The sequence below is a fragment of the Paenibacillus odorifer genome, assembly GCF_000758725.1.
Taxonomy (GTDB): domain Bacteria; phylum Bacillota; class Bacilli; order Paenibacillales; family Paenibacillaceae; genus Paenibacillus_AQ; species Paenibacillus_AQ odorifer.
Genome location: NZ_CP009428.1, coordinates 6,527,469 through 6,543,554 on the forward strand (window position 1 = coordinate 6,527,469; position 16,086 = coordinate 6,543,554).

The following is a 16,086-nucleotide window of genomic DNA, read 5'->3' on the forward strand; positions in this document are numbered from 1 at the left end:
TTTATTTAACTTCTTCCATGAATACCCTTAGGTTCTCCACGATTTCTTTGGATTTTGAATGATGTAAGTAATGTCCGCCTTCAAATGTCATTACTTTTCCATGCACAGAATCCTTGACTTGCCCTTCATGCAGAGGAATCCAGTCTTTCACGGTAGTATTATTCGCTTGTATAAAGAAGATAATGGGAAGATTCTTGTCGAATGTTAAGCCTCTGGAGGCAACAAAGTTAGGATAAATATGTTCCATTTCATTTAAGGTAGTGGAATTGTTCATATTTTTAAGCGAAATCAATTTCATTTGTTTTTTGGTTTCATCATCAAATGGCAGTCCATCATAAGGGTCACCGCTTAATTGCAAGCCCAATCTTATGATCCCTGAATCTTTAAGCAGCTTTAATTTTTTAATTGGGAATTTAACATCCATACCGCCTTGCTCCGGAACACTACTATCAATACCCACAAAAGCACTCACTTCGTTTGGATATTTCTTCGCATATTCCAATCCGTAAATACCCCCAATCGAGTGGCCCATTAGAATGTATTGGTCAATGTTAAGATTCTGAACGGCTTCATGAATTTCACTAACGATATTCTCTGTGGTTCGTTCTTTTTTTGTTTCATCACTGAGTCCATACCCAAACGGTTCAACCGCCACCACTTTGTAGAATGGTGATAACTCATCAATCAACGGCTTAAAATCAAGTGCTGGTGCTCCTGTTCCAAAGCCTGGTATGAGCACGATCGTCTGTTTACCTTCTCCTTGAATCAAAACATTCATATTTTTCCCGTCAACAGGGACTAACTGACCATAGTGCTGTATTTTTTTCTGATCTGTTTTGTTGCTGATCACATTAACTGTATAGACAACGGCTAGAAAAAGTACGACCACGATCACTATTGCTCCTAATATTTTGAGCAACAGGTTACGCAGTTTATGTTTTTTCTGTCCATTCCCCGTTTTTTTGTCCGCTTGTTGTGTCACCCTCATCTTCTCCTGTCTTTAATCTGTTTATTAAGCTCTCCTAATGTTTCGCTAATGAGATCATAACTAACAAAGATGTACCCCTCATGACGGCAATATGAACTGAAAATGAACAGGTAAAAAAAATGCTACGGCAGCACAAGACAAGAAAACTTGCCAGTACTGCTGTAGCAATGAAAAATACGGGATGCATCCAAGCCCTCGCAAGGCACCGCCTGGAAGCTAATTACTCTGTCGGCGCTATAATTGGCAGGGTGACAACGATGGTCGTTCCTTGACCGGGTTCGCTTTCCACGCGGATATCCCCTTTATGAAGCGTTACGATCTGTTTAACAATGGCAAGTCCCATCCCGCTGCCACCATATTTACGGCTGTGGGATCGATCAGCCTTAAAGAACCGTTCAAATATACGTTGCTGATCCTCAAGTGAAATCCCGATGCCAGTGTCTGTTACCCGAACGGTCACGTTGTTGATATCTTGTTTGAGGCTGACGTTAATTACACTGTTATCCTTAGAAAACTTGATGCTGTTGCCAAGGAGATTGGTCCATACCTGACTTAACAGGTCATAATCAGCCAGTAGGATAATAGGCTTCAGATCAAGGTCGAAGCTGATGTTACGAGCTGACCATTGCGGCTGAATCGCTACGATTACTCTTCTTATCTGTTCGTCCAGATTGAATGTAGTTAGCCGTAGCTGCTGGGACTGCGATTCTAATAAACTCAGCTTCAGCAGGCTGTCACTCATTTTAGACATCCGTTCTGCTTCAGCGATAATAATATCCAGATAACGATTTCGCTCTTGTTCTGCAAGATCTACTCGCTTGAGCGCAATCGCATACCCAGATATTGAGGTGAGCGGAGACTGGACCTCATGCGACACATTGGATACAAACTCCTTACGCATCTGCTCAAGCTGCTGCAGATCGTGCATCATTTCTTCAAAGCTGCGAGCCAAGGTACCTAGCTCACCGGTTTGCTTAATATTCAGCTCGACGTTAAAATCACCAGCTGCTATTCTTCTGGTCGCTTTGGTTAGCTTCTTGATCGGTCTGACTAAGAACATTGCAGCTACCAGAATCAAGAGGCTTCCAGCTATCAATGAATAGAGCAAGAAATTTAATATCAAATTCCTTCTGGCAGTGACGGAAGGGGGATTAAGCGTCTCCACAAACATCGCTTTGGTGCCGTCTTCCGTTCTCAACTGCAAGCCTAGGAGAAGCGCAGAAGTATTCCTGTTATGAGGTTGATAAACTTCTCCTGCGAGAACTTTTTTTATTTCTTCCATAGTTACAGGGACCGGCTTGTGCCCATTAAGTCCGTAAGATTGGAATTTACCCGCTTCATCGAATATTCGGATATAGTAGGAATCAAGCTGCTTCATTCCACTTACGAAAGAGTTGGCTTCACGTAATGGAAAGGTTTCGTAAATTTTGACTATATCCTGTCCAAAATGCAATAAGGGAATTCGCATGTTCTCTTTCAGTTTGTCTTCAAATACCCAAGTTGCCACAAACAAAGCAATGATTGTGCCCCCGATTACGGAGGCTAGGAAGGTCAGAACAACGCGTGTATATATAGATCTGATCATTCATGCACCTCAAGCCTGTAGCCAAGTCCACGCACCGTCTCAATACGAAAATCAGGAGTAGTCGCAAACCGTTCACGCAGGCGTTTGATATGCACGTCAATCGTCCGATCATCTCCAGCATAATCAATTCCCCAAATTTGATCGATCAACTGCTCGCGCGTATATACTTGTCCAGGGGTTCCAGCAAGCTTGTACAGCAACTCGAACTCCTTAAGGGGTAAGGGAAATGACTCCGTACCTTTCATCACCTTATAGGTCTGCCGATCAAGGATGACATTGCCAATTTGGATCATCTGCGTGGAGCCAATCCGATATCGTTTCAGCAATGACCTAACACGAACCGTCAGCTCTAACGGATCGAACGGTTTAGTTAAATAATCGTCCGTGCCTAATTCGAAGCCCTTCACTTTCTCCCAGGTTTCGCCTCTGGCAGTCAATATAAGTAATGGAAGATCAGGATTAGCTCTGCGGAGCTCCTTACAAAGCATCCAACCATCCATATTTGGCATCATAATATCCAGCACGACAAGATCGACATGTGTTCCAGCATATACGGCGAGCGCTTCCTTGCCATCCACAGCTTCAACTGTTTCGAATCCGTCGTTGCGGAGAAATAAACAGACAAGTTCGCGAATGTTCGCATCGTCGTCAGCAACCAGTATAGTAGGCATTCGTTTCCTCTTTTCCTGTTGTCCATTCTTACTATTATACTATATTATACTTTCGGCTAAACTGTCTGTTGTCTTGAGGTTACACGATGATCAAACCGAAAAAGAGCGCCTAACACGGTTACCCGTATGTAGACGCTCTTAATGTCGTTTCGCTTTAGCTTTAGTCAGCTTACTTCTTATTCATCTTAAACATTAGGAACAACTCATTATAATGAGCGAGCATCCGTTTGCCAAGGTTATCGTATACTTCAAGCCGGTCCGTAATTTCAGCAGGTGGATAGAACCGGGTATCCTCAGAAGTTTCCTCAGGAAGCAGCTCCAGCGCAGGAATGTTAGGCGTGGAATAACCTACATATTCTGCATTCTTAGCAGCAACGTCTGGGCGGAGCATGAAGTTGATAAACTGATGCGCTCCATCCACATTTTTCGCTGTCCGAGGGATGACCATGTTATCAAACCACTTGTTCGAGCCTTCTTCCGGCACTACATAATCCAGCTTATCATTCTCGTCCATGATCTCGGAAGCATCTCCGGACCAGACAATCCCAACCGCAGCTTCTTCATTTGCCAGCAGCATCTTGATCTCATCACCGACAATCGCCTTAACGTTAGGAGACAACTTGTTGAGTTTAGTCAGTGCTTCTTGCAGATGTGCCTCTTCCTTGTCATTAACGGAATAATGCAGGCTGTTCAAAGCCATGCCCATCACTTCACGGGCTCCGTCTACCAGGAAGATGTTATTATGCAGTCTGCTGTCCCAGAGAGAATCCCAGCTGGTGAAGTCCATGCCCTTGGTCATTTCCGGATTGAAAATAATCCCGACGGTGCCCCAGAAATAAGGCACAGAATATTTGTTACCCGGATCAAACGAGAGGTCCATAAAGCGTGAATCAATATTCTTTAGATTCGAAATCTTGCTATGATCCAGCGGAATGAGCAGATCTTCTTCTTTCATCTTAGCAATGGCATAATCCGAAGGGATTACAACATCAAAGGTAGTTCCACCCTGCTCAACCTTGGTCAACATAGCTTCATTGGAATCGAAGGTTTGATAAATGACTGTTAAGCCGGTCTCTTTTTCAAATTCCTTCAATAGATCGGGATCAACATAGTCGCCCCAGTTATAGATAGTCAGTGTGTTCCCACCTGAATAACCCTCTCTCGAATTCATCCAAGAGCCCAAGTACATGAGCGCAAATGCCGTGATAAGGATCGCCAGAAAAGCATTTATCAGCTGTTTCATCTAGGCACCCCCGCTTCTGCAACAGGCTCCGCCACAGCTTCTGCTGTGTTATGGCGATTTTTCTTAAGGGTCAGGAAGTAATAACCCACCACGAGCAGAATGGTGAACAGGAAGATCAGCGTCGACAGCGCATTAATCGATAGCGACACCCCTTGCCGGGCTCTAGAGTATATCTCAACCGATAACGTCGAATAACCGTTGCCTGTTACGAAGAACGTAACCGCAAAGTCATCCAGTGAATACGTAAGCGCCATAAAAAATCCGCTGAATATCCCTGGTTTAATAATCGGCAAAATTACTTTAGTCAGCACATCCTTACGGCTTGCCCCAAGATCACGGGCTGCATCCGTTAATGTAGGGCTCATTTCCTGTAGATGGGGCAAAATCATCAATACGGCAATCGGTACGCTGAATGCAACGTGTGAGAGCAGAACAGACGCGAAACCCAGCTTGATGCCAGCAATGGTGAACAGGATAAGGAACGAAGCACCAATAATGACATCTGGACTGACGATCAGCACGTTATTCAGAGACAGCAAGGTGTTCTTGGCGCGGCGATTCTGCACACTTTTAATAGCCAGCGCACCAATAATAGCGATAAGGGTCGCAATAGCCGAGGATAGCAGTGCGATCACAAGCGTATTGATTACGATGATAATCAGGCGCTTATCTTGGACCACCTCACGGTAGTAATCCAGCGTGAAGCCCTCGAACTTATGCATCGTCCCCCCACTGTTGAACGAATAGTACATTAAATAGAAGATAGGAGCATACAGAACAATGAACACCAGAACTAGGTAGAGGTTAGAGAATCCATTTTTATTTCTCATTCCGCGCCCCTTTCCGCGATCCGCCTGTGATAATCATAAACAGCGCCATAATGGCAATCAGAAACACTGCAACTGTAGAACCCATGCCCCAGTCCTGAGTGACCAGGAAATGCTGCTCAATTGCGGTGCCCAGCGTAATGACCCTGTTGCCTGCAATCAGACGGGTGATCATAAACAGGGACAGCGCAGGTATGAATACTGCCATACAGCCTGAGCGTACTCCCGAAATGGTCAGCGGAAAAATAACACGTCTAAACGTGGTCCAGCCCGAAGCCCCCAAATCACGTGCCGCATCCAGCAAGGATAAATTCAAATCCTCCAAAGCGCTGTATATCGGCAGGATCATAAACGGAATAAAAATATAGACAGATACAAATACAAAACTGAAGCCCGTAAACAAAATTTGCTGTTCTCCGATTCCAAGCAGATCAAAGAAATTATTGATCGGACCAAATGTACCGAATATCCCTATAAAAGCGTAGGTTTTTAGCAGCAAATTAATCCATGTCGGCAAAATAATCAGCAATAACCACAGCTGCTTATGTTTGGTTCTCGTCAACAGATAAGCCGCCGGATAGGCAACCAGCAAAGAGAATGCTGTAATCAGAAACGCGTACCAGAACGAGGTCAGCGTCATTTTTAAATATACAGGGGTGAAGAAACTGACGTAATTATCCAGAGTAATATGGCCATCCAAATCAAATAACGAATAATAGATGACAAGCACTACCGGTGCAATTACAAACAATGCGATCCAGAGGTAATAAGGGATGAGATAGTACGATTTGCCCTTATTCTTCATGACTCTCCACCTCGCCATAAGCTTCCAGACGTCTGTCGAATTCTTCCTCCGTTTCACCGAAACGCATAACATGAATCGCTTCCGGATCAAAATAAAGGCCAATTTCACTGCCTACAGTCGCCTTACGTGTAGAATGCACAAGCCATTCATGCCCGGATTCATCATAACAGCTGATTTCATAATGCACGCCCCGGAATAGCTGGGAATCAACCCGCACACGTAGTTTACCCTGTTCCAGCGTAGAAATTTCCAAATCCTCAGGACGAATAACAATCTCTACGGATTCATTCGGTTTCAGCCCGGCATCGAAACATTCGAAGCGGCGGCCGTTAAACTCCACCAGATAATCCTCGATCATAACTCCCGGCACAATGTTCGATTCGCCAATAAAATCCGCCACAAAACGGTTAATCGGCTCATCATAAATATCGTTAGGGGTGCCGCTTTGCTCGATTTTTCCTTTATTCATGACAAAAATCCAGTCGGACATCGCGAGTGCCTCTTCCTGGTCATGCGTTACAAAAATAAAGGTAATGCCTAACCGCTGCTGCATTTCCCGCAGTATGTACTGCATCTCCGTGCGCAGCTTGAGATCTAGCGCCGATAGAGGCTCGTCCAGCAGTAGAACCTGTGGCTCATTCACAATCGCCCGGGCAATGGCAACCCGCTGGCGCTGACCGCCGGACATTTCGTTAATCGCACGCTGCTCATAACCCACAAGGTTAACGAAGCTTAGCGCTTCCTGCACCTTCTTCGTGATAACATCCTTCTTAAGCTTCTTAATGCGCAGTCCGAAAGCCACATTCTCGAATACGTTCAGGTGTGGAAACAATGCGTAATCCTGAAATACCGTATTGACCTGCCGCTCATTGGCGGGAATGTGGTTAATTACTTTTCCATTTAAATAAATAGAACCGCTCGTTGGCTCAGCGAACCCGGCGATCAATCGAAGAATAGTCGTTTTACCACAGCCAGATGGACCAAGTAGTGTATAGAATTTGCCGCGCTCTATCTCAAAGCTGACTCCTTTTAACACCGGATCTTCGTCGTCATATTGCTTAGTAACTTCTTCAAATGAAATAATGGTACCTTCCTGAATAGCTATAGCTAACAACCTCCCTTACCTTAGTAATACAATACTATTTTACCCGCATCTTGCGGAGAACAATCGAAATGAGTATGCTCAGCGCTAATAAGCGACAATTTTCCCTCTCCTTCGACGCTCCAATAGATATAGCATATTAGATTGTACCATTATATGCGATAGCTTACATTGTTAAATGCTAAGCATAAACTTAACAAGTTTGTAAAAAGTCCAGTCTTCCCTGCCCTTTTTGAGGTGCTATAATGAAAACGAACTGAAAAGCCAGTGTGGTTTTCTTATTTTTGCGAAAGAAGATGAATGATAATGAACGAGGGGTTACTAGACCGCCTTGAAAAATATGGATTCTCGCTTTACATGATACGAATTACGCTTGCCGCATCACTATCCTGGGTAGCCGTACACAGTTTATATGGTGACCAATATTTATACTTTGCACCGCTTGCAGCCATTCTAATTACTCAAGCCAGTGTGAAGGCTTCACTTGAAAAAGGAATCTACCGCCTGATCGGCATTATTATCGGCGGAATCGTCAGCCTGATTGTAGGCCAATTCTTCGATGTAGGTGCATTTTCCATTCTGCTAATTCTGCTCATCGGGATTGGAATTGCCACAGCCTGTCGGATGAATATCCAAGCGGTTTCGCAGGTGGGGGTAACCTCGGTTCTGGCCCTTACCTTTTATCACAATGATTACGTGCTGTGGAGAGTCGCCGAAACCTTTATTGGTGTGCTCATTGCCTTGATCATCAATATGATTATCGTTCCACCGAACAGGTTCGTCAAGGTAAAAGCATTGGCACTCGATGGAAGCCTTCTACTTTCGGATGCTTTAAAAGGTCTCGTAGGCATAAGAAGAGATTCATCAAAGGATAATAATATGCTGGAGCAAGCAGGTAAACTGCTGTCTGCCAGCAATCAACAACAGAAGGAAATGTTCTATACCATTGCTCACTATCAGTGTCGTGGTGATCTAAAGGGACTTATACAAGCCACGGCACATCTAAAGACCATTCATTCCTATGTTAAAGAAATTGCCGATGATATTTGCTTGCTGCCAGCACATCATGCCAATTCTGACTGGATGCTGGAAGTGCTGGAGGCAACAGCCGATTGTATAGCTGTTTATGGTACCAAGACCTTATCCAAGGCTGAATGCCAACGTTCACTTACAGATTGTCTGCATCGTGCCCGCGACTTGCAGGCGGCCAGCTTCTCTGAACTGCAAGGACGGTGCTCACTGTCATCTGTTCGTGATCTAGGAGCGCTCTTCAGTCACTTAAACCGGGTACTCGAAGAAGTGGAACGTGCTAGTTCTGCTACTTACGTAGTTGCAGCTCGGCCTTCAACAGCTGAAATCACACGCGCTATACGCTTAATTAAAAAAGGACTCTCCCAGAAGCTCTAAGCTTGGGAGTGTCCTTTTTTTATGTTCAATCCCTATTAGACATAATGCCCTTTAGCACGACTGGTTACTACAACCATCCAACAAATTTAACTGACTGATTGTTTGGCAGCACGCCCTATCTTCACATTTACCAGTACAATACTGCTGACAATCAGCAATAATCCGATCACAAGGTTTATGGTAATCTGCTCTTTCAAAAAAACTACGCTGGTTGCTATCGAGATCAGGGGGATCAAGAAGGTGAATGAACCTACTTTTCCTGCTTCTCCTTCGTTAATCAGCTTGAAATAAATTAGCCAGCCCAGAGCAATAACAAAGATTGCGATAAACAAGGTATCCACAATAAAGGTTCCACTCCAGGTGATATCCGACCATTTCTCCGTAGCTGATCCCGAAAGTAGCAGAATGATGCCACCGATCGTGATTTGCATAGCCGTCATCCACAGCATATCCACACGTACAGCATTCCGTTTCATATATATTGTTCCTAATGCCCAGCTTAAGGCACTGGCTAAAGCCAACACAATTCCCCATATGGAGATACTCCCATTAATTCCGCCGATACTAAGAGAGGCTACCCCGAGAAAGCCAAGCAGCAAACCAGCCATTTTAAGCCCGTACATGCTCTCACCTAACCACAGCCAAGAAAAAATACCTAACAATACAGGCTGCAAAAATACAATCGATGAGAACAATCCCGCCGGAACATACTGCAAGCCAATTGTCTGAAATCCATAATAGAACACAATACTAAGTACCGCCGAGATCAGATAGATCGGCCAGAGCTGCTTGAAGCGAAGCTCCTTCACCTTGGGCAATGCAATTAGAATCAGAATAATACCGCCTACGACGGTTCGAATACCTGCAAATAATAGAGGTGGAGCATAGTCTAAGGCGATTTTGGATATAGGCCAATTAATGCCCCATACAATCACCAAAAAAATAAGAAGGATCATACTTTTCTTCTGCTGATTCATTTGTTCACTTCCTTGGTGTAGATTCATCACAAATGATACAATAAACAAGAGCATAAATGAAATGAATAATAATCATAAGGGGCATATCATATTTGTTATGAACAATACTCAAATTCGTTTATTCGTCAAAATCGCCGAAAGCGGCAGCTTTACTAAAGCTGGTGTAGAACTGAATATGACACAGCCTGCGGTCAGCCGGGCGATCTCGTCCCTCGAAGCCGAATTAGACGTGAAGCTCTTGCTTCGAGACCGGCGTAATGGCCTGATGCTTACGGATATCGGCAAACGTATTCTTGTTATTTTCCGTGAAATTCTAATGGGCTTTGATAAGGTCAATCAGGAGATTTACGCGGAGAGAGGTCTTGAAAAAGGAAGTATCCGCATTGGAGCTTTCCCTGTGGCAGCGGCTCATTTTCTACCGAAGATTATTAGCTCTATCACTAAAAGATATCCAAATATTACAATTAGCTTACAGGAGGGTTCTATCGCTGAAGTCAGAGAATGGCTGGATTCAAAAGAAATTGATGTTGGCTTATTGCTCGCTCCCAGTGCAGAATTCGAAACCATTCCATTATATAGAGAGAAATTGTTTGCCGTTTTTAGAGATGACCATCCCCTGCAAAAGCGATCCATTGTATGTGTGCAAGAATTAGCGAACGAGCCCATGTTGATTTGCAAAGCAGGATATGAACCGCCTGTTGTAGAGCTATTCCGCAGAAGTAATAGCCATCTGAATGTAAAATATGTGGTTAATAACTTTGCAACAGCTCTTAATATGGTTCAGGAGGGGCTGGCAATCGGCGTGATGTCTGAACTGTCCTTGTTATCTCTGCCTCCAAATGTGGTTACCCGTGAGCTGCAGCCGGATGCTTATAGAGATATCCAAATTGCGGTCAGCTCGCTTGCCGACACTTCAATTGCTGTAAAGCTCTTCATTGAGACAGCGCTGGATCTTTTCACTCAAAAATAAATGGATTAATGAATAGATGATAAGGAGTGCTGAGGATGAACTTTAAAAGACTAGGAAATAGCGGATTACAGGTATCCGCATTAGGACTGGGAACGAACGCTTTCGGCAAACGTGCGGATCAAGAGACCTCCATTCAGATTGTACATGCTGCGCTTGATCATGGAATTAATTTCATAGACACTGCTAATATTTACGCTGGCTCAGAATCCGAGCGAATCATTGGTCTGGCCTTGGAAGGTAGGAGACAGGAGGCTGTTCTCGCAACTAAAGCAGGTTTAGTTAAAAATGAGGGTCCCAACGGCAGCGGCTCCTCCCGTCGCCATTTGCTGCAGGAGCTTGAAGATAGCCTTCGCCGCCTAAAGACGGACTATATCGATCTGTACCAGATTCATACCTTTGATCCCTATACGCCGCTTGAAGAAACCTTACGAACCTTGGACGATATGGTATCCTCGGGCAAAATCCGTTATATCGGGGCCTCCAACTATACAGCATGGCAATTAATGAAGGCGATTGGGATTAGTGAAGCACGCAACTTCACCAAGTACATTTCAATTCAGTGCAGCTACTCCTTAGCAGACCGGACACCGGAGAATGAGCTTCTTTCGCTCTGCCTGGATCAAGGGGTAGGGATCATTCCTTACTTTCCACTAGCTGGCGGAATTCTCACAGGCAAATATAATACAAGCGATTCAGCCCCATCAGGGTCCAGAGCAGATACCGATCCTAATTTCAAAAGATTCCTTGATGATGACCGGATCAAGCTCGGAAGCCAAGTGAGCCAAATTGCTGAGAAAATGGAAACCTCATCTACTGCGCTCTCCTTAGCTTGGCTTATGAATCGGCCTGCCGTCTCGACGGTTATTGTCGGGGCTACACGTGTGGAACAGCTGGAACAAAATTTGCTTAGTACCTCGCTTGTACTTAATGAAGAAACTTCGGCCAAGCTGGAGGAAGCCAGCGATTCCTTCCGGTATGGCGAGCCGTTCGCCTTTTACCGACTCCCATAGAGTCTCGTGCTCTAACTTCTTACAAGGATGGAGGAAAGATTAATGACAACCTATACAGCTGACAGCATTCAAGGGATGCTTGAAGAGCATAAGGATTTTTTTAATAGCGGCGTAACTAAGGAGGTTTCTTTTCGTCTCCAGCAGCTGCTCAAGCTTAAGAATATTATTAAACAATACGAAGGACGAATCATCACCGCACTACAACAGGATTTAGGAAAAGGTGAGTTCGAAGCCTATGCCACAGAAATCGGCTTTACGCTGGACAGTATCGGCTACATGATGAAACATCTCAAGCGTTGGGCGAAGCCTAAAAAGGTTCGATCCCCGCTGCACTTATTTCCTGCAAAAAGTTATATTTTAAGTGAGCCTTACGGCACAACGCTCATTATTGGCCCGTTTAATTATCCATTTCAGTTGCTAATTGAGCCCCTGATCGGCGCCATTGCCGCTGGTAACTGCGCTGTCCTCAAGCCATCTGAGAGCACACCTGCCATCTCGTCCGTGGTTGAGCAGCTTATTCAGGAGACCTTCGAGCCGCAGTATATCCGCGTAATTCAGGGTGAAAAAGAGACCACTAATTTACTGATCCACGCCAAATTTGATTATATTTTCTTTACGGGCAGTGTGCCTGTCGGCAAAATCGTAATGGAAGCGGCAGCGAAAAATTTAGTGCCTGTAACCTTGGAGCTTGGCGGGAAAAGTCCGGTTATTGTTGATAAGACCGCTAATCTTGATGTTGCAGCGAAACGGATTGTCTGGGGCAAGCTGCTGAACGCGGGCCAAACCTGTATCGCACCGGATTATCTGTTGGTCCATAAGGATATTGCCAAAGAATTGATCACCAAAATCAAACATCACATCACTGAGTTCTACGGTCAGGATGCACAGCCTAATACAGATTACGGCCGGATCGTGAATGATCGCCAGCTGCAAAGACTTGCCGACCTCATTGCGCGTGATCAAAACAAGTTGATTATGGGCGGCACCATCGTACCAGAAGAACGTTATATTGAGCCAACTCTAATCTATCCTGCTACTTGGACGGATGCTGCTATGGAAGATGAGATCTTCGGTCCGATTCTACCTATATTAGAATATCATCAATTGGATGAGGCCATTCAGAGCATTAATGAACACCCAAAGCCACTGGCACTATACCTATTCACGGAGGATAAGAGTGTAGAACAAGAGGTGCTGTCCCGGGTCTCATTCGGGGGAGGCTGTATCAATGATACGATCTCACATGTGGCGAGCACTTATCTTCCGTTTGGTGGAGTAGGAAACTCCGGAATCGGGGGTTATCACGGGAAGTATAGCTTTGAGGTCTTCTCCCATCGTAAAAGCATCGTCAAGCGAGGCACACGGATCGACCTCGGAATCGTGTATCCTCCTTATGGCAATAAAGTGAAGCTGGTTCGAAAAGTAATGAAATAAACAAAGCAGCAAACCTCCCATGATCGGGAGGTTTGCTGCTTATCAGGGTAACTACGCAAACAGCTCTAACAATTTCTCAACACTTATCTCAGCGGTGGAAGCCAGACATAGATCCGCTGTCTCGGTCACGAGCGCCACTCCAGCTCCCACTGACTTCATACCAGCAGCATTAATTGCGGCTATTCCCTCCTCGGTATCCTCAATCGCCACGCAGCAGTCTGGGGATATGCCCAGCATCTCTGCAACCTGCAAGTGAATCTCTGGATCTGGCTTGCTTCTACGCAAGTTGCCAGGGTCAGCCACCGCCTGAAACCAATGCCCGATCTGCAAGCGTTCGAGAATCAGCAGCGCATTCTCATTAACTGAGGCCAGTCCGATAGCGATCCCTCTTTGCTGTAAATCGGACAACACGCTGTGGATACCCGGATACAGCTCAGCAGGCGTCATTTGCTGAACAAGCTGTCTGTACTTCTCGTTCTTTTTGTTGCAGAGCATTCCCTTTACCGGTTGCGGCAAATTCAGTCCACTACTCTCCAGAATGACTTCTAAAGATTCCATTCGACTTAGGCCCTTGAGACTCTTATGCTTCTCTCGATCAAAAGAAAGTGCAAGCTCATCCGCCAGATCCTTCCAAGCCTCATAATGATACTCTCCAGTATCAGTAATTATCCCGTCCAGCTCGAAAATAACAGCTTCAAGCTGCTTCACATTCGAAAGCCTCAGCGGCTTCTGCGCAGACAACTGTATAAGGTTTCCCTTATGCATAATCTCAAGCTCTTCGCCCTCCAGCAGCGTATAGATCACTTCTGTATCACTCACAAAAATATCCAATAGCTGTCCAGCACTTGTTATTTTAAACCGATAGCTCTCCCACTGCGCTGGCACACTAGGATTAAATGATAACATCCCGCCGCATAAGCGCATGCCACCAAAACCATTCACAATCGACAGCCAGGAGCCTGCCATAGCAGCAGTATGCAGCCCATCCTTGACGTTGCGGTTGATGTCATCCAAGTCCATCCGTACCGTGCGGTCAAAATAGGAATAGGCTCCCGTCAAATCACCAATCTCAGCAGATATTATACTGTGAATGCACGGTGACAATGAAGAATCATGCGTCGTCAGCGGCTCATAATAATTATAATTCCGGATCTTATCCGCCAAGCTGAATTGGTCACCCAGCAGAAACATCGCCATTACCAAGTCCGCCTGTTTCAACACCTGATGCCGGTAAATTACCAGCGGATGGTAGTTGAGCAGCAGCGGATATTTATCGGCTGGTGTATGCTCGAAATCCCATTTTTTCTTGGAGAGAAACGTGTCGTCTTGAGCATAAATGCCAAGTCCCTCATCAAAGGGGATAAACATTTTGTCCGCCGCTTCCAGCCACACTAATGTCTCATGCCCAGTCAGACCGATTTTTTGCTTCAGGCGTTCAAAATGCTCCGGATACTGTTTAGACAATATCCCTGCCATCTCGTGTGCATAATAAAGCTGATCCTGGACCATAAAGTTGGTGTATGCATTATTGTTGACAATAGCTGTATATTCATCAGGACCCGTTACTGCATCAATACAAAAGGCACCGCCCCTAGCCGGATTAAAGTACCCCAAGTCCAACCAAAAGCGGGAAGTTTCGAATAAAATTTCCGCTCCCTTCGTAACCAAAAAATCATAATCTCCGGTAGCCAGTACATACTGCTTGATGGCATACGCAATATCCGCATTAATATGCATTTGCGCCGTGCCTGCCGGGAAATACGCAGAGTTCTCTGCCCCGTCTATAGTCCGCCAAGGGAACAAGGCACCCTTCTGCGACATTACCGCTGCACGCTCCCGTGCTTTGTCTAACGTGGCATAACGAAATTCGAGCAGCTTTCGGCTAATCTCCGGCTGTGTGAACGTAAAGAAGGGCAGCATATACATTTCGGTATCCCAGAAATAGTGCCCTTCGTATCCTTCACCCGTTAATCCCTTGGCCCCAATATTCGTAACCCCGTCACGGCCTACGGATTGAAGCAGTTGAAAAGCATTAAAGCGAATCCCCTGCTGAAGCGCAAGATCACCATGAATCTCCACATCCGTATGTGCCCAGTATCGATCCAGATAAGCCTGCTGTTCCTGGGCAAGCGCTTCAAACCCGCTATGGTCTGCTAAGTGTAATATTTCAGTACTTCTACTGAGTAGTTCGTCTTCCGGATAATCTTTAGAGGTATGGTAAGAGATATATTTGGTTAGTGAGACGCTTTCCCCACGCTCCACCGGGACGACAAACTGCATGGATAATTTCTGCCCCTCATGCTGCACGGTCCTTTTATCCTCAGATCTTGAATCGAGCTTATGACTTACCCCTGTTAATAAGGCAAACTGGGTATGCCGCGTCCGCTGCTTCATCCATAAGAAGGACTGTCCCGGTTCATGACCGGTATCCTCCAGGAGCAGACTGGGCTCCTTGCCTCCCGAGCCCAATCTGGGATCATCCGTTACCTTAGGTTTTTGGATCTTGCCGTCGATGGATGAAGTGAAGGTAAGCACTCCGCTGAAATTCAGTGCTTTAACCTCATAATCTATCGCCGCCAGATGTTTGTGCTGCAAAGTCACCATCCGCCGGATATGAAGCTGTACCCGGTGACCAGCTGGAGATTCCCATTCTACCTGCCGGTGCAGAACCCCGCTTCGCATATCCAGCTTTCGTTCATAATGGTGCACTTGCCCACTGTTTAACTGAAAGGTCTGCCCTTCAATACTCAGTTCAATAATCTTGGCATCTGTTACGTTCAGCATCGCTTGATTGCGGGATGGATATCCGTAGGCTCCTTCTGGATATACAATGGGCTCCGAATCAAAAAAACCATTCAAATAATTGCCTGTTACAGACGAGCCTGAGCTGCCGTGGTAACCTTCTTCGAAATTACCGCGCATGCCAATATATCCATTGCCAAGAGCAAAAATACTCTCGTTTCTTTGATTGTTCTCTTCACTATAAGCTTCCTCATCAAGACTCCACTCCCGGTAAGGATATACCGCCGCCGGATGTACGTATGGTTTCATCTTCATCTCTCTAAGC

The 16,086-nt window shown here is 45.4% G+C and carries 13 protein-coding genes; 4 read left to right on the forward strand and 9 right to left on the reverse strand.

The annotated features are described in order from the left end of the window. Position 1: 1 nt before the first annotated feature. From PODO_RS28500 to PODO_RS28530, 7 genes are all read right to left on the reverse strand, one after another. Positions 2-982, reverse strand: a complete 981-nt coding sequence (locus PODO_RS28500; protein ID WP_036682085.1) for an alpha/beta hydrolase — start codon at positions 980-982, stop codon at positions 2-4. Positions 983-1,208: 226 nt separating this feature from the next. Next, a complete protein-coding gene (locus PODO_RS28505; RefSeq protein ID WP_038573730.1) occupies positions 1,209-2,573 on the reverse strand; it encodes a sensor histidine kinase in 1,365 nt (454 codons plus the stop codon). Beyond that, positions 2,570-3,244, reverse strand: coding sequence for a response regulator transcription factor (locus PODO_RS28510; protein ID WP_038573732.1), 675 nt, complete (start codon positions 3,242-3,244; stop codon positions 2,570-2,572). Before PODO_RS28510 ends, PODO_RS28505 begins: the two co-directional genes overlap by 4 nt. 169 nt (positions 3,245-3,413) lie before the next feature. Further along, entirely contained in the window at positions 3,414-4,487 is a 1,074-nt protein-coding gene (locus PODO_RS28515) for an ABC transporter substrate-binding protein (RefSeq protein WP_038573734.1), read from the reverse strand. Then, positions 4,484-5,317: an ABC transporter permease gene (locus PODO_RS28520; protein WP_036682094.1), complete on the reverse strand. Its 834-nt coding sequence runs from the start codon at positions 5,315-5,317 to the stop codon at positions 4,484-4,486. The genes PODO_RS28515 and PODO_RS28520 overlap by 4 nt, the downstream gene beginning before the upstream one ends. After that, positions 5,307-6,119, reverse strand: coding sequence for an ABC transporter permease (locus PODO_RS28525; protein WP_036682096.1), 813 nt, complete (start codon positions 6,117-6,119; stop codon positions 5,307-5,309). The genes PODO_RS28520 and PODO_RS28525 overlap by 11 nt, the downstream gene beginning before the upstream one ends. Further along, positions 6,109-7,218: an ABC transporter ATP-binding protein gene (locus tag PODO_RS28530; protein WP_036682445.1), complete on the reverse strand. Its 1,110-nt coding sequence runs from the start codon at positions 7,216-7,218 to the stop codon at positions 6,109-6,111. The genes PODO_RS28525 and PODO_RS28530 overlap by 11 nt, the downstream gene beginning before the upstream one ends. A gap of 309 nt (positions 7,219-7,527) precedes the next feature. Between PODO_RS28530 and PODO_RS30270 the strand changes: the two genes are divergently transcribed. Next, entirely contained in the window at positions 7,528-8,628 is a 1,101-nt protein-coding gene (locus PODO_RS30270) for an FUSC family protein (RefSeq protein WP_052097383.1), read from the forward strand. 86 nt (positions 8,629-8,714) lie between these two features. On the opposite strand, the gene PODO_RS28540 is transcribed toward PODO_RS30270, so the two are convergent. Then, entirely contained in the window at positions 8,715-9,605 is an 891-nt protein-coding gene (locus PODO_RS28540) for a DMT family transporter (RefSeq protein WP_036682097.1), read from the reverse strand. A 97-nt stretch (positions 9,606-9,702) separates the two neighbouring features. Between PODO_RS28540 and PODO_RS28545 the strand changes: the two genes are divergently transcribed. From PODO_RS28545 to PODO_RS28555, 3 genes are read left to right on the forward strand one after another with little or no spacing between them, the layout of a single operon-like run. Beyond that, positions 9,703-10,575 (forward strand): LysR family transcriptional regulator, encoded by an 873-nt coding sequence (locus tag PODO_RS28545; RefSeq protein ID WP_038574974.1) that lies wholly within the window; start codon positions 9,703-9,705, stop codon positions 10,573-10,575. A gap of 35 nt (positions 10,576-10,610) precedes the next feature. After that, complete coding sequence (locus PODO_RS28550; RefSeq protein WP_036682100.1) at positions 10,611-11,585, forward strand: aldo/keto reductase; 975 nt, start codon at positions 10,611-10,613, stop codon at positions 11,583-11,585. A 42-nt stretch (positions 11,586-11,627) separates the two neighbouring features. Then, positions 11,628-13,019 carry an aldehyde dehydrogenase gene (locus PODO_RS28555; RefSeq protein ID WP_038573737.1) on the forward strand — a complete coding sequence of 464 codons (1,392 nt, stop codon included), beginning with the start codon at positions 11,628-11,630 and terminating at the stop codon, positions 13,017-13,019. Positions 13,020-13,070: 51 nt separating this feature from the next. Here PODO_RS28555 and pgmB read toward each other — a convergent pair whose 3' ends face one another. Next, positions 13,071-16,076: a beta-phosphoglucomutase gene (pgmB, locus tag PODO_RS28560; RefSeq protein WP_038573739.1), complete on the reverse strand. Its 3,006-nt coding sequence runs from the start codon at positions 16,074-16,076 to the stop codon at positions 13,071-13,073. Positions 16,077-16,086 lie beyond the last annotated feature (10 nt).